General features: G+C 71.9%; 16 protein-coding genes. 7 read left to right on the top strand and 9 right to left on the bottom strand.

All coding sequences use genetic code 11. The features are described from left to right. The first annotated feature begins 77 nt into the window (after positions 1-77). The 4 genes from ACQPZK_RS07070 to ACQPZK_RS07055 all read left to right on the top strand — a co-directional run bounded on the left by ACQPZK_RS07070 (position 78) and on the right by ACQPZK_RS07055 (position 4332). On the top strand, positions 78-1043 hold the full coding sequence (locus ACQPZK_RS07070; RefSeq protein ID WP_433537509.1) for a glutathione S-transferase family protein: 966 nt from the start codon (positions 78-80) through the stop codon (positions 1041-1043). Further along, positions 1036-1704 carry a DUF998 domain-containing protein gene (locus ACQPZK_RS07065; RefSeq protein WP_433537508.1) on the top strand — a complete coding sequence of 223 codons (669 nt, stop codon included), beginning with the start codon at positions 1036-1038 and terminating at the stop codon, positions 1702-1704. Before ACQPZK_RS07070 ends, ACQPZK_RS07065 begins: the two co-directional genes overlap by 8 nt. Positions 1705-1902: 198 nt before the next feature. Next, complete coding sequence (locus ACQPZK_RS07060; RefSeq protein ID WP_433539132.1) at positions 1903-3198, top strand: dicarboxylate/amino acid:cation symporter; 1296 nt, start codon at positions 1903-1905, stop codon at positions 3196-3198. A gap of 66 nt (positions 3199-3264) precedes the next feature. Continuing rightward, entirely contained in the window at positions 3265-4332 is a 1068-nt protein-coding gene (locus ACQPZK_RS07055; RefSeq protein WP_433537507.1) for an NADH:flavin oxidoreductase/NADH oxidase, read from the top strand. 51 nt (positions 4333-4383) lie between these two features. On the opposite strand, the gene ACQPZK_RS07050 is transcribed toward ACQPZK_RS07055, so the two are convergent. Then, the gene (locus tag ACQPZK_RS07050; RefSeq protein WP_433537506.1) at positions 4384-7989 is read right to left on the bottom strand and encodes an ATP-binding cassette domain-containing protein; all 3606 of its coding nucleotides are present in this window, start codon (positions 7987-7989) and stop codon (positions 4384-4386) included. Positions 7990-9497: 1508 nt separating this feature from the next. Between ACQPZK_RS07050 and ACQPZK_RS07045 the strand changes: the two genes are divergently transcribed. After that, positions 9498-10061, top strand: coding sequence for a hypothetical protein (locus ACQPZK_RS07045; protein WP_433537505.1), 564 nt, complete (start codon positions 9498-9500; stop codon positions 10059-10061). A 118-nt stretch (positions 10062-10179) separates the two neighbouring features. On the opposite strand, the gene ACQPZK_RS07040 is transcribed toward ACQPZK_RS07045, so the two are convergent. Continuing rightward, a complete protein-coding gene (locus ACQPZK_RS07040; protein ID WP_433537504.1) occupies positions 10180-11019 on the bottom strand; it encodes a GNAT family N-acetyltransferase in 840 nt (279 codons plus the stop codon). A gap of 151 nt (positions 11020-11170) precedes the next feature. Here ACQPZK_RS07040 and ACQPZK_RS07035 point away from each other — a divergent pair, with 151 nt between their 5' ends. After that, complete coding sequence (locus ACQPZK_RS07035; RefSeq protein WP_433537503.1) at positions 11171-11758, top strand: PadR family transcriptional regulator; 588 nt, start codon at positions 11171-11173, stop codon at positions 11756-11758. 158 nt (positions 11759-11916) lie between these two features. Here the strand turns inward: ACQPZK_RS07035 and ispG are convergent, their stop codons facing one another. The 7 genes from ispG to ACQPZK_RS07000 all read right to left on the bottom strand — a co-directional run bounded on the left by ispG (position 11917) and on the right by ACQPZK_RS07000 (position 17340). Then, positions 11917-13089, bottom strand: coding sequence for a flavodoxin-dependent (E)-4-hydroxy-3-methylbut-2-enyl-diphosphate synthase (gene ispG / locus ACQPZK_RS07030; RefSeq protein WP_357122317.1), 1173 nt, complete (start codon positions 13087-13089; stop codon positions 11917-11919). Positions 13090-13097: 8 nt separating this feature from the next. After that, on the bottom strand, positions 13098-14348 hold the full coding sequence (locus ACQPZK_RS07025; protein ID WP_433537502.1) for a M50 family metallopeptidase: 1251 nt from the start codon (positions 14346-14348) through the stop codon (positions 13098-13100). Next, the gene (gene dxr / locus ACQPZK_RS07020; protein ID WP_433537501.1) at positions 14348-15559 is read right to left on the bottom strand and encodes a 1-deoxy-D-xylulose-5-phosphate reductoisomerase; all 1212 of its coding nucleotides are present in this window, start codon (positions 15557-15559) and stop codon (positions 14348-14350) included. The genes ACQPZK_RS07025 and dxr overlap by 1 nt, the downstream gene beginning before the upstream one ends. 196 nt (positions 15560-15755) lie before the next feature. Then, positions 15756-16022, bottom strand: coding sequence for a hypothetical protein (locus ACQPZK_RS07015; RefSeq protein WP_433537500.1), 267 nt, complete (start codon positions 16020-16022; stop codon positions 15756-15758). Then, positions 16000-16248 carry a hypothetical protein gene (locus ACQPZK_RS07010; RefSeq protein ID WP_433537499.1) on the bottom strand — a complete coding sequence of 83 codons (249 nt, stop codon included), beginning with the start codon at positions 16246-16248 and terminating at the stop codon, positions 16000-16002. The genes ACQPZK_RS07015 and ACQPZK_RS07010 overlap by 23 nt, the downstream gene beginning before the upstream one ends. 100 nt (positions 16249-16348) lie before the next feature. Further along, positions 16349-16543: a DUF397 domain-containing protein gene (locus tag ACQPZK_RS07005; protein WP_433537498.1), complete on the bottom strand. Its 195-nt coding sequence runs from the start codon at positions 16541-16543 to the stop codon at positions 16349-16351. Then, positions 16534-17340 (bottom strand): helix-turn-helix domain-containing protein, encoded by an 807-nt coding sequence (locus ACQPZK_RS07000; RefSeq protein WP_433537497.1) that lies wholly within the window; start codon positions 17338-17340, stop codon positions 16534-16536. The genes ACQPZK_RS07005 and ACQPZK_RS07000 overlap by 10 nt, the downstream gene beginning before the upstream one ends. Positions 17341-17549: 209 nt before the next feature. On the opposite strand from ACQPZK_RS07000, the gene ACQPZK_RS06995 reads away from it, so the two are divergent. Then, complete coding sequence (locus ACQPZK_RS06995) at positions 17550-17903, top strand: hypothetical protein (protein WP_433537496.1); 354 nt, start codon at positions 17550-17552, stop codon at positions 17901-17903. The last annotated feature ends 28 nt before the right edge of the window (positions 17904-17931 follow it).

Below are 17931 nucleotides of genomic sequence, written 5' to 3'. Positions count from 1 at the left end.
GGTGGGGGCACACCCACCGGATCGCGGGGGCTGCCGGCCGCCAGGATATCCACGCCGGCAGCGGATAGGTTGACGGCATGGCCCGGGCCCAGTTCAGCGCAGAGACCAGCCGTGACGGCGCGTTCGTCCGTCAGCCCAACCGGTTCACCGGTCGGGTCACCGCCGACTCGACCTCACCCCCGGGCGGCGGTCCGGACGAGCAGGGCCGCTGGCCGCTGGAGGCGGGCCGGTACCGGCTCATCTGGTGCCGCGCGTGCCCGTGGGCACACCGGGCGAGGATCGTGCGTGGCCTGCTCGGGCTGGACGACGCGATCTCGCTGGGCACCGTCGACCCGATCCGGGACGAGCGGGGTTGGGCGTTCGCGCTCGACCCGGACGGCTTCGACCCGGTCCTCGGCGTCAGTTTCCTCTCCGAGGCGTACCTGGCCACCGACGAGGACTACACCGGTCGGGTGACCGTGCCGGCGCTCGTCGACACCCGGACCGGCCGGGTGGTCACCAACGACTACCCGCAGCTCACCCTCGACTTCTCCACCGAGTGGCGGCCACTGCACGCCCCCGACGCCCCGGATCTGTACCCGGTCGCGCTGCGCCCCGAGATGGACGCGCTGATGGCCGAGATCCACACCGACGTCAACAACGGCGTCTACCGGTGCGGCTTCGCGACCTCGCAGGAGGCGTACGACGAGGCGTTCCGGGCGCTCTTCGCCCGGCTGGACGCGCTCTCCGAGCGGCTGGCCGGGCAGCGTTACCTGATGGGGGACGCGATCACCGAGGCCGACGTGCGGCTGTTCACCACGCTGGTCCGCTTCGACGCGGCGTACCACGGGCACTTCAAGTGCAACCGGAACAAGCTGACCGAGATGCCGGTGCTCTGGGCGTACGCCCGGGACCTGTTCCAGACGCCGGGCTTCGGCGAGACGGTGGACTTCGACCACATCAAGCGGCACTACTACGGCACCCACCGGGAGATCAACCCGACCGGCATCGTGCCGTTGGGGCCCGACGAGTCCGGTTGGACGACGCCGCACGGACGTGGCTGAGCCGGGTCGGGCCGGCACCGCCACGAGACCCACCGGCCGCCCGAGCGTGGCCCGCCGGGTCGCCGGGTCGGCCGCCGCCGGCTGCGCGGTGGCCGGGGCGGTCGCGGTGACGGTCGCGGTGGTCGCCGGTCCCGGTCCGGGCCTCACCGGGTACGTGAGCGAGGCCGGTATCGCCGGCAGCGCGCACGCCGTGACGTACCGGATCGGGGTTCTGGCTCTTGCCGGCGCGTTGCTGCTGATCGCCGCGGCGCTGCCGCCCGGGGTCCGGGTCGCGCCGGCGCTGCTCGCCGCCGGCGCCGTGCTCACGGCGGTCTCCGGGGCGGTGACCTGCTCCGCCGGATGCCCGCTGCCACCGTTCGAGCGCACCACGGTGGCCGACCTGGTGCACGGTGGCGCGAGCATCGCGGCGACCGCGGCGGTGGTCCTCGCCATGGTCGCGTTGGCCGTGTCCGGGCCGGCCGGACCGGTGGTACGCCGTCTGGCGGCGGGGACGGCGGCGCTCGCCCTGCCGGTGTGCGCCACCATCGGCCTCGCCATGCTCGTGGTCGGCCGAGGCTCGCTGGTCGGCGTGGCGGAACGGGTGGTGCTCGCGCTGGCCGTGCTGTGGGGCGTGGCCACCGGCACGGCGCTGGCCCTGGCTTGCCATGAGCGAAGCCTGTAAGGAGCATCACGAGCATCACACCTTGCAGATCGAACTTATCGGCGTATCGTCGACCAACGATGACCAATGTCTGGTGCCTCACCGTCCGCCTGTACGTCGATCTCCGACTGCAGGCCAGCGGCATCTGTCCGGCGTAGCCGTCCTCCACACGCCTACTCCGACCAGATCACGACACTTGGACATCCCATGCCCTTCGGCCTGCGCAAAATTCCCTTCTCCGTGCAGATCCTGCTCGGCCTCGTGCTCGGCGTGGCGCTCGGCTTCCTGGCCCGCAGCAACGACCTGAGCTGGCTGACCAGCACCCTGCACACCGTCGGCTCCCTCTTCGTCCAGCTCCTCAAGCTGGCCGTACCGCCGCTGGTCTTCACCGCCATCGTGGTCAGCGTGGTCAGCCTGCGCGGCGTGACCAACGCGGCCCGGCTCGCCCTGAAGACCCTCATGTGGTTCGGCATCACCGCGCTGATCTCGGTGACCATCGGCATCGGCCTCGGCCTGCTCGTCGACCCCGGCCGGGGCGTGACCCTCGACCTGGGTGGCGCGACCGCGCCCAAGAAGACCGGCTCGTGGACGGACTTCCTGACCGGCATCGTGCCCACCAACCCGGTCGGCGCGTTCGTCGAGGGCAACGTCCTGCAGATCGTCTTCCTCGCCGTCGTCATCGGCGCGGCGGCCCTGCTGGTCGGCGAGGCCGCCGAGCCGTTCGTGGCACTGAACCGCTCGCTGCTGGAGATCGTGCAGAAGGCCCTCTGGTGGGTCATCCGACTCGCCCCGATCGGCACGCTCGGCCTGATCGGCAACGCCGTCGCCTCGTACGGCTGGGACCTGCTGGCACCGCTGGCCAAGTTCACCACCGCCGTCTACGTCGGCTGCGCCATCGTGCTGTTCGTGGTCTACCCGCTGGTGCTGATCCTCGCCGGCCGACTCAACCCGCTGCGCTTCTTCGCCGGAGCGTGGCCCGCGATCGAGCTGGCCTTCGTGTCCCGCTCCTCGGTGGGCACGATGCCGGTGACCCAGCGCTCCGTCGAGCGCCTCGGCGTCCCCCGCGAGTACGCCTCGTTCGCGGTGCCGTTCGGCGCTACCACGAAGATGGACGGCTGCGCCGCGATCTACCCGGCACTCGCCGCGATCTTCGTGGCCCAGGTGTTCGGCGTGCAGCTCGGCCTCACCGACTACCTGCTCATCGCCTTCGTCTCAGTGGTCGGCTCGGCGGCCACCGCCGGCCTGACCGGCGCGATCGTGATGCTCACCCTCACCCTGAGCACGCTGGGCCTGCCGCTGGCCGGGGCCGGCCTGCTGCTCGCCATCGACCCGATCCTGGACATGATGCGCACCGCCACCAACGTGGCCGGGCAGGCGCTGGTGCCGACCGTCGTCGCCGCCCGGGAGGGCACCCTCGACCGGGCCGCGTACGAGTCGGCCGGCCGACGTGACCTCACCGACCCGGAGACCGTGGCCGCCGACACCCGCCCGGAGCTGAACCCCGTACCCGCCTGACCCGTTTTTCCACGGCGACGGACCCCTCGACAGCGGGGTCCGTCGCCGTACCGAGAGGATGAGTACATGAGTTCCCTGTTCACGCCGCTGGCCCTGCGCGGGGTCACCCTGCCCAACCGGATCGCCATGGCACCGATGTGCCAGTACTCCGCCGGCCCGGACGGCCTGCCCACCGACTGGCACCTCGTCCACCTCGGCACCCGCGCGATCGGCGGGGCCGGGCTGGTGCTGACCGAGGCGACCGCCGTACTCCCCGAGGGTCGGATCTCCCCGCAGGACACCGGGCTGTGGTCCGACGCGCACGTGGACGCCTGGCGTCCGGTGACCGCGTTCGTCGCCGCGCACGGCGCGGTGCCGGCCGTCCAGCTCGCCCACGCCGGGTTCAAGGCCTCCACCTACCGGCCGTGGGACGCGGGCAACGGCGGAGTGCCGGACGCCGAGGGAGGTTGGACGCCGGTCGCCCCGAGCGCCGAGCCGTTCACCGCCAGCTACCGGACGCCGACCGCGCTCGACGCGGCGGGCATCGCGGGCGTCGTCGAGGCGTTCGCCGCCGCCGCCGAGCGGGCCCTCGCGGCCGGCTTCGCCGCCGTGGAGGTGCACGCCGCGCACGGGTACCTGCTCAACGAGTTCCTGTCGCCGCTGACCAACCACCGCACCGACGCGTACGGAGGCGACCGGGCCGGCCGGATGCGGCTCACCCTGGAGGTCGCCCGCGCGGTACGCGCCGCCGTCGGCGAGAGCGTGCCGGTCCTCACCCGGATCTCCGCCACCGACTGGGTCGAGGGCGGCTGGACCGTCGAGGACAGCGTGGTGCTCGCCGGCGAGCTGGCCGCCGTGGGCGTCGACCTGGTCGACACCTCCTCCGGTGGCGTCAGCACCGAGCAGCGCATCCCGCTGCTCGGCCCCGGCTACCAGGTGCCGCTGGCCGCCCAGATCCGCCGCGAGGCCGGCGTACCCACCGGCGCGGTCGGCCTGATCGTCGAGCCGGAGCACGCCGAGCAGATCATCGCCAACGGTGAGGCCGACCTGGTGCTGCTCGGCCGGGAACTGCTGCGCGACCCGTACTGGCCGCGCCGCGCCGCCGCGAAGCTCGGCGTCCCGTACAGCGGTCCCGCGCAGTACGCCCGCGCCTGATCCGAACCGGTACGGGCGGCTGCCGTTGTCGACAGCCGCCCGTACCGTTTCTCAGCCGGCGAGGTGCGACCAGTCGCCCTCCAGCTCCCGCCAGGTGCCCTGGGCCGCCACCGTGCCCGCCCGCAACACCACCACGTGGTCGGCGCGGACCAACGCGGCACGCTTGGCGGTGGACCCGACCACGGTCACCCCGTGCGCCCGCAATGCCTGCCACAGCGCCAGTTCCGTCGTGACGTCCAGCGCCGACGACACGTCGTCCGCGACGAGCAGTTCGGTACGCGGCGCCAGCGCCCGGGCCAGGGCCAGGCGCTGAAGCTGCCCACCGGAGAGCCGGGTGCCCTTGTGCCCGATGAGCAGGCCCAGCCCACCCCCGGCGGCAGCCAGGTCGTGGTCGAGCTGGGCGGTGCTGACCGCGTCCGCCGCGTCCACCTGGTGGCCGAGAGCGATGTTCTCGACCACCGTGCCGGAGAGCACCCGGGGTAGCTGACCGACGTAACCGACCTGGTTCGGGCGCAGGAACAGCTCGGGCTCGGTGACCGTGTCACCGTTCCACCGCAGCTCCCCGGTGTGGTGCACGATGCCCGCAAGCGCCCGCAGCAGCGAGGACTTGCCCGAACCCACCGGCCCGACGACCAGCACCAACTGCCCGCGCTGGACCGTCAGGTCCACGTCGCGCACGGCGACCGTGCCGTCGGAGTGCACCACCGAGAAGCCGCGCAGCTCCAACCGGCGCAGCGGGCGGCGGGGCGGCGGCGTCGGCGCGGGCGCGGTCCCGCCGGCCAGGTCGACCGCCGCCACCCCCACCGAGTACGCCCCCACTCCCGTCATCGCCACCGTCCGCCGGGTCCACACCCGCGCCGACGGCAGTTGGGAGATCAACGACGCGGTGGTCCAGGAGAACCACCGGGCCGCCCCCAACGTGGAGACCGCCACCAGCACCGCGCCGGCCGACAGTTCACCGCCCAGGTAGAGGGCCCACGCGCCGATAGGCAGCAGTCCGCTCGCCACCGCCGGCGTCGACCGGGACCACACCTGCACCGCGATCTCCCGTCGCTGCCGGTCGCTGCGCAGCACGTCCAGGTCCGCCAGGTGACGCAGCACCGCCGACGTCGCGCCGGCGAGCTTGACCGTCCGCGCCGCGGAGAGCGCGGAGACCAGCGCGGTGGCGAAGGCGGCGCGCGCCGCCACGGTCGCCCGCGCCGCGCGCTCCAGCTTCGGTCCGAACAACGTCGCGGCCAGCCCGGAGACCACCATCGTGCCGAGGAAGAACAGCCCGGGTACGACGCTGCCGGTGACCGCCGTCATCGCGACCACCAGCACCAACGCGACGGCCTGGTCCAGGACGTTGTCGGCGAGCTGCACCACCCGCTCGGTGTCGCCCCCCTGGGCCACCACCTCCGCCGGGGTGTGCGAGCTGACCCGACGAGGTCCGGTCTGGCCGTGCACCAGCCGAAGGCCGATCCGCAGCATCTGCCGCACCCACCAGTGCGGGAACCACACGTGCGTGTAGAACGGCAGCGGCAGGGTGACCAGCAACCCGGCCACGATGCCCAAGGCCGGCAGGTACGGACTGCCGGTCTCGTCGACCAGGTCGGCCCACAGCCACGGCAGCACCGGACCGTCGAGCCCGAGCAGGCTGAGCCCGAGGAAGAGCACGATCGCGGCCGCGCCGTACCGGGGATCGTTCGTGCAGAGCCGGATGATCTCCCGGAAGGTCCGCGCCGGCGGCGTCGGCGGCAACGGCGGCGGGTCGGTACGGGCCGCCGCCGGCCCGCCGTCCACCGCCGCGTCGACCGGCTCAGCGGCGTCCTGACCGGTGGTGTCCCGACCGGCGGCGTTCGGGCCGGCCGGACTGGGGTCGGTCAGCACGTCCGTGCCGGCCTTGCGCGGGCCGGTCAGCAGGTCGACGTCGGTGGTGTTCGGGCCGGTCAGGAGGTCGGTGCCGCCGCCGGTGCGGGACGCCGACGCCCCGCCGGCGTAGACGGCGGCGTGACTGGTCGCCAGCAACTCGGCGAACCGCGTCGACGTCTCCAGCGGACCGGCCTCGACCACCGCGCCGTCGGCGAGCACCACCACCTCGTCGCACCGGCGCACCGAGGAGAGTCGGTGCGCGATGACGATGCCGATCCGGTCGCGCAGCAGCCGCTCGGTGGCCCGCTGCACCCGAGCCTCGGTCACCGGGTCCAACCGGGCGGTGGCCTCGTCGAGGATCACCACGTGCGGGTCACGGACCAGGATCCGGGCGAACGCCACCAACTGCTCCTGGCCGGCGGAGAGCACGTGCCCGCCCTCCCCCAGCCGGGTCGCCAACCCGTCGGGCAGCTCGGCGATCCAGCCGGCCAGGCCCAGTTCGTCGAGCGCCCGGGCCGCGGCGTCCAGCAGCTCCGGGTCGTAGAGCGCGACGTTCTCGGCGAGCGTGCCGGCCACGATCTCGGTGCGCTGCGGCACCAGCGCCACCCAGCGGCGCAGCTCCTCGACGTCGAGGTCGCACAGGTCGGTGCCGCCGAGGAAGACGGTGCCCGGCGGCACGTCCACGGCCCGGGTGAGCACCTTCGCCAGGGTCGACTTGCCCGACCCGGTACGCCCGATCAGCGCGTACGAGCGCCCCCGAGCGAAGGTGAGGCTGAGCCCGCGCAGGGCCGGCCCCCGCCCACTCTCCGGGCCACTCACGTCGTACCCGAACGTCAGGTCCCGGATGCGCAGGTCACCCTCGACCGGGGTGGCCCCGCCGACCGGTTCCTGCCGAACCTTCTGGAGCAACTGCACACGGGCCCACGCGCCGAGGGCCTCCTGTAGCTCGGGCACCATCCGGCCGACGTGCTCGGCGGTGGCCCCGAAGGCCAGGGCGAGCAGCCAGATGGCGGTGAGCCGGGCGGCGTCGACCCGGCCGGTGGCCAGGGCCCAGGCCCCGCCGAGCACCACCGCGCCGACGCCGACCCGGATCGTGGCGGTGGCGATCGTCGCCACCTTGGCGGAGAGCACCCAGACCCGATGGCCACGGGACAGCACGGCGGCGGCCCGCCGGGCGTAGAGCCGCAGCACGTACGGCTGCGCCAGGCTGGTCCGCACGTCGTCCTGGCCGTGCACCGCCTCCTCCATGACGGCGGCCAGGTCGGACCAGGCCTCCTCCTCGATCATGCGGGCCGGGCCGATCTTTGCCGTGGGCCGGCGCAACCCCACCCCGAGCACCACCGTCAGCAGCAACATCGCGATGCCCGCCGGCCACCACACGGCGAGCGCGACGACCATCGACAGCAGACCGACGCAGAGCCCCTGGGCGAGCCGCGAACCCTGGTTACGAATCGCCGACGCCACCTGGTAGACATCCCCGTCGATGCGGTCCAGCAGCTCGCCCACCGGGGTGGTCTCGAGGCTCGGCAGGTCCTGCCCGAGCGCGACCCGACAGAGCCGCCTGCGGATGTCGGCGGACCAGTCGGCGGTCAGCCCGGCCATCACGAGGCTCACCACCAGGTCGCTGAGCACCACGGCGGCCAACGCGGCGGCAAGGACGGTGAAGGAAAAGGCCGACCGGTGTACGAGCACCGCGCCGGCGAGCGCGGACGCGCCCGCCTGACCGGCGGCGCCCAGCACGATCAGGACGGCGACGAGGGTCAGACGGCGTGGCGAGGTGCCCCACAGGTCACGGAGCAGGCGCATGGAAGTTCCTCCGGAACGTGGGTGGCGGAACACCCAGCGTGCCGGCAGCGACCCGGTCCCCTCAACCGATTTACCCGTCCTGAGCAGGTCATCCCCCGGTGCCCGGTCCGCCGGCAACGGGGACGCGAGACCCCCGCGCCCCGGGATCGACATGATCGACACGACGTCGCCGACCTGGGGGCATCGAGGCCGACCACGCCAGCAAATCGGCATGATCGACACGACTTCACCGACCCGGGGGCATCAACCCGCCCCGGATACCCCAACTTCGGCGACCTCGCGTGGATCACCACGCCGACCACGCCCGCCCGAACACCCCCGCCGACACGAGACGGGCACCATGCCCGGCCGACCACGCCAGCAAATCGGCATGATCGACACGACATCACCGACCCGGGGGCATCAACCCGCCCCGGACACCCCAACTTCGGCAACCTCGCGTGGATCACCACGCCGGTCGCGTGCCGCCCGAACATCCGCCGGCACGAGATGGGCACCATGCCCGGTCAAACCTCGCCAGGAATCGGCATGATCGACACGACTTCACCGACCCGGGGGCATCAACCCGCCCCGGATACCCCAACTTCGGCGACCTCGCGTGGATCACCACGCCGACCACGCCCGCCCGAACACCCCCGCCGACACGAGACGGGCACCATGCCCGGCCGACCACGCCAGCAAATCGGCATGATCGACACGACTTCACCGACCCGGGGGCATCAACCCGCCCCGGACACCCCAAGTTCGGCGACCTCGCGTCGATCACCACGCCGACCACGGTCGCGCCGAGCGGTATGTCCGCTTGTGGGGTCTTCGCGGGGTGACGGGATGCACTCTGGGGCCGGAATCATGGCCGGCCGGGGCTCGTCACACACCCCGGCGATCGCAGGAGCACGGGCCAGCCCGCCGGCTCGATGAGCGGATGGGAATCGGCCGCCCGGCCCGGTCGTTGTGCCTGCCTCGGACGACCGCAAGACCCCGGGAATGCCCCCCGGCCCCGGCTCGTTACACACCGACCGGCCGCCGCGAGGCATCCGCCCGCAGGCCGCCAGGCCCCGGGAATGGCCCCGGCCGCCAGGTGGTTACACCCGGACCGGCCGCCGCCGCGAGCGACACCTGCTCGCAGGCCGCGAGCCCCAGGAATGACCCCGGCCAGCCGGTCGTTACACCCAGACCGCCACGGGCCCCCCGCCTGCGGGAATGGCCCCCCAGGTCGTTACACCCGGCCCGGCCGCCGCGAGCGACACCTACTCGCAGGCCGCCAGGCCCCCGGGAATGAGCCCAGCCGGCCGGTCGTTACACACAGACCGCCACGGGCCGCCCGTCTGCGGGAATGGCCCCGGCCCCCGGGTCGTTGTACCCGGTCCGCGGCGCCCGAGCCCCCCGGGCTCGCAGGCCGCCGCCCCCTAAGACTTTGCACGCGCCGGACGAGGTGCGCACACCCCCGTCACCTGATCCCCCCGACGGTGACATCTGGGTGTTTCCTACCCCCGAAGGAGCAACCCCTCATGAACACGATCTTCCGTAAGAGCATGCTGTCCGTTGCTGGTCTCGCGTTCGCCGGTGGCGTCTTCGCCGGCCCGATCGCCGCCCACGCCAACCCGGCCGTCGACACCAAGCCCGCCACCGTGGCGGTGCAGGCCGCGGCGCCGAAGCCGCAGGGCGACCAGTCGCACATCACCCTCAACGACGAGCAGACCGCCAACGCCAAGGCCATCATCGCCGCCACCAAGAAGGCCGGCCTACCCGAGCGCGCCGCGGTCATCTCCATCGCCACCAGCCTGCAGGAGTCGAAGCTGGAGAACCTGGGCCACCTCGGCGACGCCAACGACCACGACTCCCTCGGCCTGTTCCAGCAGCGCCCGACCAGCGGCTGGGGCACCCCCGAGCAGATCACCAACCCCGAGTACTCCACCACCGCGTTCCTCAAGGGCCTGCGCCAGGTCGACGGCTGGCAGGACATGCCCCTGACCGACGCCGCGCAGACCGTGCAGGTCTCCGCCTACCCCGACGCGTACGCCCAGTGGGAGCAGCAGGCCGCCGACCTCGTCGCCCACCACTGGAACAGCTAAGAACCACCGATGGCCGGCACCCGACAACGGGCGCCGGCCATCGCCGTACCTCCAGATCTTGGACAGTTACCGTCCCGACCTGACGGTAACTGTCCAAGATCTGGAAGCGCGGGCCGTCTCAGAAGAGCACCGTCGCGAGGGTGCCGACCGGTTGGAAGCCGCAGCGTTCGTAGACGCGGCGGGCTGGAAGGTTGAAGTCGTTGACGTACAGGCTGACCGTGGGAGCGACCCGGGCCAGCGCGTCGCAGACCACGGCGGCCATCGCGGCGGCGGCGATGCCACGACCCCGCCACTCCGGCGCGACCCAGACGCCCTGGACCTGGGCGGTCCGCTTGGTCACGACGGCCAGCTCGGCCTTGAAGACGACCTTGCCGTCGACGAACCGGGCGTACGCGCGACCGGCCCGGACCAGGTCGTTGACCCGGCGTCGGTAGCTACGGCCGGCGTCCTCGGCGAGCGGGGAGACGCCCACCTCTTCGGTGTACATGGCGACGGCCGCCGGAAAGAGACGGTCGACCTCACCGGAACGGACGCGGCGTACCTCTGGATCGGCCGGCACCGCCGGCGTCGTGTCGGTGGCCAGCAGCGGCTGGTTGGGGCGGACGTCGCGGGCCGGGCCCCAGGTGTGGGAGAGCTGGTCCCAGAGGGGAAGGACGGCGTCCGCGCGACCGACGATCGAGGAGCAGAGCCGATCCTCCCCGGCGAGCAGCTCGGCGAAGGCGGACACGGCGGCGTCGCTGGCGAGCACGGGTGTCAGGTTGCCGCCGAGCCAGCACAGGGATTCGAGGTTGCGCCGGGCGCCGTACCCCAGGATCCGCCCTTCGGCCCGCCACCAGGACAGGCCGCGCGCGGCGATGCGCTCGGCGACCTGCGCGCCCGCGTACGGGTCACGGTCGAGCAGGCGCTCGACCGCGCGGCGCTCCGATTCCCCCAGTTGCCGTACCGGCACCGTCAGCACGACTACCAGCCTGCCAGATCGACCCCCCGCCTCGCCGGCCGAGTGGCGAGCCCGACCGCAAACGGCCGATTTGCTCGCCGCCACTTGTCGCCGATGCATTGCCGATATATCGTTGATGCATCAGCGACAGTACGCAGAGAAGGAGAACCCGATGAGGTTCCATCGACAGCACCACCCGATGCACGAGGCCCGGATGCGGGGCTTCGGCTTCCCGCCGGTCCCGCCCGGCCCGCACGAGCACGGCCACGAGCACGGCGGACGAGGCCGCGGTCGCGGGCACGGCCGCGGCCGGGGGCGACGTCCCAACGTCCGTGGCGCGGTGTTGGCCCTGCTCACCGAGCGGCCGATGCACGGCTACGAGATGATCCAGGAGATCGACTCCCGCACCGGCGGGGCCTGGCGGCCCAGCCCGGGTTCGATCTACCCCACCCTCCAGCTCCTGGAGGACGAGGGTGTGATCGCCGCCAGCACCGAGGAGTCCAGCGGCGGACGGAAGCGGTTCACCGTCACCGAGGCCGGTCAGGCCGAGGCCACCGCCGCCGCGCAGACGCCGCCCTGGGCGGACGTCGCCCAGGACACCGTGAGCAGTTGGCATGACATCCGCGACTCCGGCGCGCAGGCGATGAACGCCCTGCGGCAGGTGATGATGAACGGCACCGACGACCAGCGTGAACGGGCCGCCCAGGTCCTCGACGAGACGCGACGCAAGCTGTACGCGATCCTCGCCGAAGCCGACTGACCGGGCTCGGCCGCCGCGCCCGGCGTCGCCGCACACTCGGCGGACCGGCAGCCGCGCGGCCACCGACGCCGCCCCCTGACGTCGGGGCGCGCCAAGATCGCAGCAGAACGGAAGCGGGCCGCTCCCCGAGGGGAGCGGCCCGCATTCGTCGAAGCGACTCAGTGCACGGTGACCGTCGGGCCGGTGACCAGCCCGCGCAACTCCTCGGGCAGCTCGGCGCCCATCTCGTCAGCGATGCGCAGCGCCTCTTCGATCAGCGTCTCCACGATCTGCCCCTCGGGCACGGTCTTGACGACCTGCCCCTTGACGAAGATCTGGCCCTTGCCGTTGCCGGAGGCGACGCCGAGGTCGGCCTCGCGGGCCTCGCCCGGACCGTTGACGACGCAGCCCATGACGGCGACCCGCAGGGGCACCGGCAGCCCTTCCAGGCCGGCGGTGACCTCCTCGGCGAGCTTGTAGACGTCCACCTGGGCCCGCCCGCAGGACGGGCAGGAGACGATCTCCAGGCCTCGCTCGCGCAGGCCGAGCGACTCCAGGATCTGGTTGCCGACCTTAATCTCCTCGACCGGCGGCGCGGAGAGCGACACCCGGATGGTGTCGCCGATGCCCTCGGCCAGCAGCGCACCGAAGGCGACCGCCGACTTGATCGTGCCCTGGAAGGCCGGCCCGGCCTCGGTGACGCCGAGGTGCAGCGGGTAGTCGCACTGCTCGGCGAGCTGCCGGTACGCCCGGATCATCACGACCGGGTCGTTGTGCTTCACCGAGATCTTGATGTCGCGGAAGCCGTGCTCCTCGAACAGCGAGCACTCCCACAGCGCCGACTCGACGAGCGCCTCGGCGGTGGCCTTGCCGTACTTGGTCAGCAGCCGCTTGTCCAGTGAGCCCGCGTTGACGCCGATCCGGATCGGCACGCCGGCGTCCCCCGCCGCGCGCGCGATCTCCTTGACCTTGTCGTCGAACTGCCGGATGTTGCCCGGGTTGACCCGGACGGCCGCGCAGCCGGCGTCGATGGCGGCGAAGACGTACTTGGGCTGGAAGTGGATGTCGGCGATCACCGGGATCTGCGACTTCTTGGCGATGGCGGGCAGCGCCTCGACGTCGTCCTGGGACGGCACGGCCACCCGGACGATCTGGCAGCCGGACGCGGTCAGCTCGGCGATCTGCTGAAGGGTCGCGTTGACGTCGGAGGTGAGGGTCGTGGTCATCGACTGCACGGACACCGGCGCGCCGCCGCCGACCGGCACCGAGCCGACCATGATCTGGCGGCTGGCCCGGCGGGGCGCGAGCGGCGGGGGCGGCACAGCTGGCATGCCGAGACTGATAGCGGTCACTTCAGCACTCACCTTGGGAAGAGCGTGATCGGGTTGACGACGTCCGCGGTGATGGTCAGCAGCGTGAACACGCCACCGATGAGGATCACCGCGTACGTGAAGGGCATCAGCTTGAGGTAGTCCACCCGCCCCGGGTCGGCCCGACCGATCCGCGCGTAGAGCCAGGAGCGGGCCCGCTCGAACCAGGCGATGGCGATGTGGCCGCCGTCCAGGGGGAGCAGCGGGAGCAGGTTGAACACGCCGATGAAGAAGTTCAGCGAGATGAACAGCATCACGAACATCAGCCAGGCCTTGTTGGCGAACGCCTCGCCGCCGAGCCGGCTGGCCCCGACCACGCTGATCGGGGTGTCCACGTCACGTTCGCCGCCGGTGATGGCGGTCCACAGGGCGGGGACCTTCTGCGGCAGGCGCTGCAACGCCTGGACCGTGCCCACGGCCAGTTCGCGGGTGAAGTCGCCGGTGGCGCCGAACGCGGCGGCCGGCCCGTACGTCACCCGGTTCGGGGTGGTGATGGTGAGGCCGACGCCGAGCGCGGCGACCGGGCCGACGGTGCCCTTCGGGTTGTCCAGCGGCGGACGCTCCGTCTGCGCCAGCACGGTGCTGGTCTCGGCGGGCTGCCCGTCGCGGACGTACCCGATCTTCACGGTCTCGCCGGGCTTCAGCGCGCGCAGGCCGGTGAGCATCTCGCCGTAGTTGTTGACCGGCGTGCCGTTGAGCGAGGTGATCCGGTCGCCGTCGCGCAGCTGGGCCTGGGCCGCCGGGCTGGCCGGGTCACCCGGGGCGCAGGCGCGCTGATCGATCTTCGGCATCACGCAGTCGGACAGCGAGATCACCGCCGGCTCCTGCCGGACCTCCGCGTCGTTCGTGGGGAACTTGGGGTTGGGCAGGCCGAGGGTGACGGCCGCCAGCCAGATGGCGACGAGCGCCAGCCCGAAGTGGGTGATCGAGCCCGCGGACATGACGATCGTGCGCTTCCACACCGGGTAGCGCCACATCGCGCGCGGCTCGTCGGCGGGGTCGACATCGTCGTCGTGCGGCGTCATTCCGACGATCTTGCAGAAGCCACCGAGGGGGATGCCCTTGAGTCCGTACTCGGTCTCGCCCCGCTTGAACGACCAGATGGTGGGGCCGAACCCGACGAAGTACTTCGTGACCTTCATCCCGAACGCCTTGGCGGTCAGCATGTGACCGGCCTCGTGCAGACTGACCGAGATGAGAATGGCCAGGGCGAAGAGGACCACCCCGAGCAGGTTAGACATCAAGCTCCTTTCACCGAACCCGCGATGATCTCCTGCGCGTGCGCACGCGCCCACGACTCCGCCGCGAGCACGTCCTCGACGGTACCCGGTTCGGCGAAGTCCGGAGCGTCCTCCAACACGCGTTCGAGGGTGTCGACGATGCCGAGGAACGGCAGTCGCCCGGCCACGAACGCCGCCACGCACTCCTCGTTCGCCGCGTTGTAGATCGCCGGACGGCAACGTCCGGCGACCCCGGCGGCCTTGGCGAGCGCCACGGCCGGGAACGCCTCGTCGTCCAGCGGTGCGAACTCCCAGGTGTGCGCGGCGGTCCAGTCGACGGCGGTGGCAGCCTCGGGCACCCGGTCCGGCCAGCCGATGCCGAGCGCGATCGGCAGTCGCATGTCCGGTGGGCTGGCCTGGGCGATCGTCGACCCGTCCACGAACTCGACCATCGAGTGGATCACCGACTGCGGGTGCACCATGACGGTGATGTCGGCGTAGGGCACGTCGAACAGCTCGTGCGCCTCGATCACCTCAAGGGCCTTGTTGACCATGGTCGCCGAGTTGATCGTCACGACCGGTCCCATGTTCCACGTCGGGTGCGCGAGCGCCTGCTCCGGTGTGACCTGCGTCAACTCGTCCCGCCGCCGACCCCGGAACGGGCCGCCGCTGGCCGTGACGACCAGCCGCCGTACCTCACCGCGCGACCCGGACCGCAGACACTGCGCGAGCGCCGAGTGCTCCGAGTCGACCGGAACGATCTGCCCCGGCCGCGTCACCGCGGCCTTGACCAGCGGGCCGCCGGCCACGAGCGACTCCTTGTTGGCCAACGCGAGAGTACGACCACCGCGCAGCGCGGCCAGCGTAGGAGCGAGGCCCAGCGAGCCGACCACCCCGTTGAGAACGATGTCGCACGGCCACTGGGCCAGCTCGGTCATCGCGTCCGGCCCGGCCACGATCTTGGGAAGCTTGAAGTCGCCGGTGGCCCAGCCGCGCCGGCTCGCCTCGGCGTAGAACGCGAGTTGCAGGTCCTGGGCGGCGGACGCCTTGGCCACCCCGACCGCCTCGACGCCCAGTTCGAGGGCCTGCGCGGCGAGCAGTTCGACGTTGCCGCCGCCCGCCCCGATCGCCACCACCCGGAACCGGTCCGGATTGCGCCGGACGATGTCGATGGCCTGCGTGCCGATCGAACCGGTGGACCCGAGCAGAACAAGATCGCGGGGGGAAGTCACGATGCCATTCTCCCCCACGGCCGCTGTAAGCCCGCTGGGAGCCTCAGCCCACCCCCGCGCGCCGCTTCCGGCCATGATCCACACGAGTTCGCCGATCTCGGGCTATCCACAGCTCTCGGACACCCCCATATCGCCGAACCCGAGTGGATCAAGCGTCGCCGGCACCCGGATCGGGCGTCACTGGTCCGGTGCCGCTTCATCGAGCAGTTCGGCGGGGTCGATGGAGAACTCGAACGGCTCCCGCATCGCGAAGGTGCTTCCCGCCACCGAGGAGGAAGAACGGGACCTTGGCGGCGGCGTACTCCCACGGCCGGTCGATCACTCCCCTTCGCCGGGTACCCGGCGAGACGATCTCCCCCAACAACACCGCGTGCCCGATGCCCATCGCCGTTCGCCCGCCGCCGGAAACCTTCAGCACGGCGATGTCGGGGATGAACAGGTCATCGTTCGAGACGACGTTCACGTCGTGATAGAGCCACAGCCCCCGCCCGGCGGGCGGCCTGCTTCAGCAGGTAGCCGAGTTCGCGCTGCGCCGTCCGTTCATCAAGGCCGGGACCCGGCGTGATCACGACACAACCGCGCAGCACCTCCACTAGTGCGCCGTTGTTCTCCGGCAGAAGATCGAGCGCAGTGCTCGCTGTCCAGGCAGACCTGTGGCGGCTCAACACGTCGAACGACTTCGCGGGCACGTCGTGAGACTGGCAGGGCTCGACTCTGGCGCACCGCACCACAGGTCCGGCGGTTCTCAGGTCCCTGGCACCGGAGCCATCTGGGCCGGTTCAGGCCCGATCACTCACCTTTCCCGCGGGTCGACGCGATGAAGTTCGTCCAGGCCGAGGGGGCGAAGGCCAACACCGGCCCCTGCCGGTCCTTGCTGTCGCGCACGCCGACCAGGTGCGACAGATTGGTGGCCACCTCCACGCAGGTCGAGCCCCCGTTGTCGCTACGGGTGGACGTGCGCCACACCGCACCGGTCAGGTCCATGACTTCGCCAACTCCCGCACGAGATCCCGTGAGGCCCGCCGGGGCAACGCCTCGCCCCGCAGGCTCTCCCATCTGCGCCGAAGGTTATCAACGTCCTCGGGGCGGTCGGTGACGTGCGCGCGTACCGCGGTGTCGAGGTGCGCGACCTCACCGCTGTCCGGTGTCCGGGCCAGGATGAACGGGCCCGCCAACCCGGCGTGCATGCCGGCCTCGGCCGGCACCACGTAGAGGTCCACGTGGGGTTGCTCGGTGATCTGGAGCAGGTGCTCGAACTGCGCCACCATCACGGCCGGTGCGCCGATCGCCCGTCGTAGCACGGCCTCGTCGACCACTGCCACGAACTCCGGCGGGTGCTCCCGGCTCAGCACCGACTGCCGGTCCATCCGTGAGCCCACCCGCTGTTCGACCTCCGGCTCCCGCAGCATCCCCCCGCCGCGCAGCACCGCCCGGGCGTACGCCTCGGTTTGCAGAAGCCCGGGGATCAACGACGGCTCGAACCAGCGGATCATGGTCGCCTCCCGTTCGACGGTGATCCACTCGCGCAACCAGGGCGGAGCCGCGTCGGCCCGGACCAGGGTGAGCAACCGCTCGAACAGCCCACCGGCCTCCAATATCCCGTCGACCCGGGCGATGAAGTCCTGCGAGGGAGTGCGGTGACCGATCTCCACCATCCCGACCAGGGACGACGAGTAGCTGATGCGCTGGGCCAACTCCTCCTGACTCAGCCCGCGCTCGCGGCGAGCCCGTCGCAGCTCCGCCCCGAGGAACTCCAGCGTCGACACCGGGCCGCTGTCCATCACACCTCCACCACACCTCGCCCACCGATCACCACCGGCGACCACCGCGTCCCGTGGGATCGGCACATCCGGCGCTGAGGGCACTCGCCACCTTCCGACCGTAGTCGCGTCCACACCAGAGTGTGAACAGGCGCGAGGAAGGTGGGCGTGATGGGCAAGCAGATCGGGTTGGTGCCGCTGACACCGAGGCATCGCCGCAACTGGGCACGGTGGGGTCGGTACTGCACCTGTGGGCTGCGCTGGCCGTGCCCGGATCGCCGGCGAAGCGCGGCCCGGCCGGTGTGGCCCGGCCGGTGGACCCGATGACCGCGCCACGGTGGATCATCCACCTGCCGACCACGCTGACCAGCCTCGACGAGGTCACCGCCCTGGCCGTGGCGCTGCGCGACTCGCTCGGTCACGTCACCGTCGTCGACTTCGGGGAAACCACGCTCAGCGAGGAGGACGCGCAGTTCCTCCGTACCCGAGTGTTCTGTGACGCCCGGCTCGACGACGCGGGCCGGTGCCGGCGGCCCGACGCCCACGACGGCCCCTGCGCAATGGCGATCGACTCGGGTTCATGAAAATCGGGGTGTCCGCGAGCCGCGGACA

Origin of the sequence: Micromonospora sp. CA-249363, assembly GCF_050950185.1 — a bacterium.
Classification (GTDB): Bacteria; Actinomycetota; Actinomycetes; order Mycobacteriales; family Micromonosporaceae; genus Micromonospora.
The sequence above is the reverse complement of the archived record's forward strand: the minus strand, read 5'-3'. Positions and strand labels throughout refer to the sequence as shown.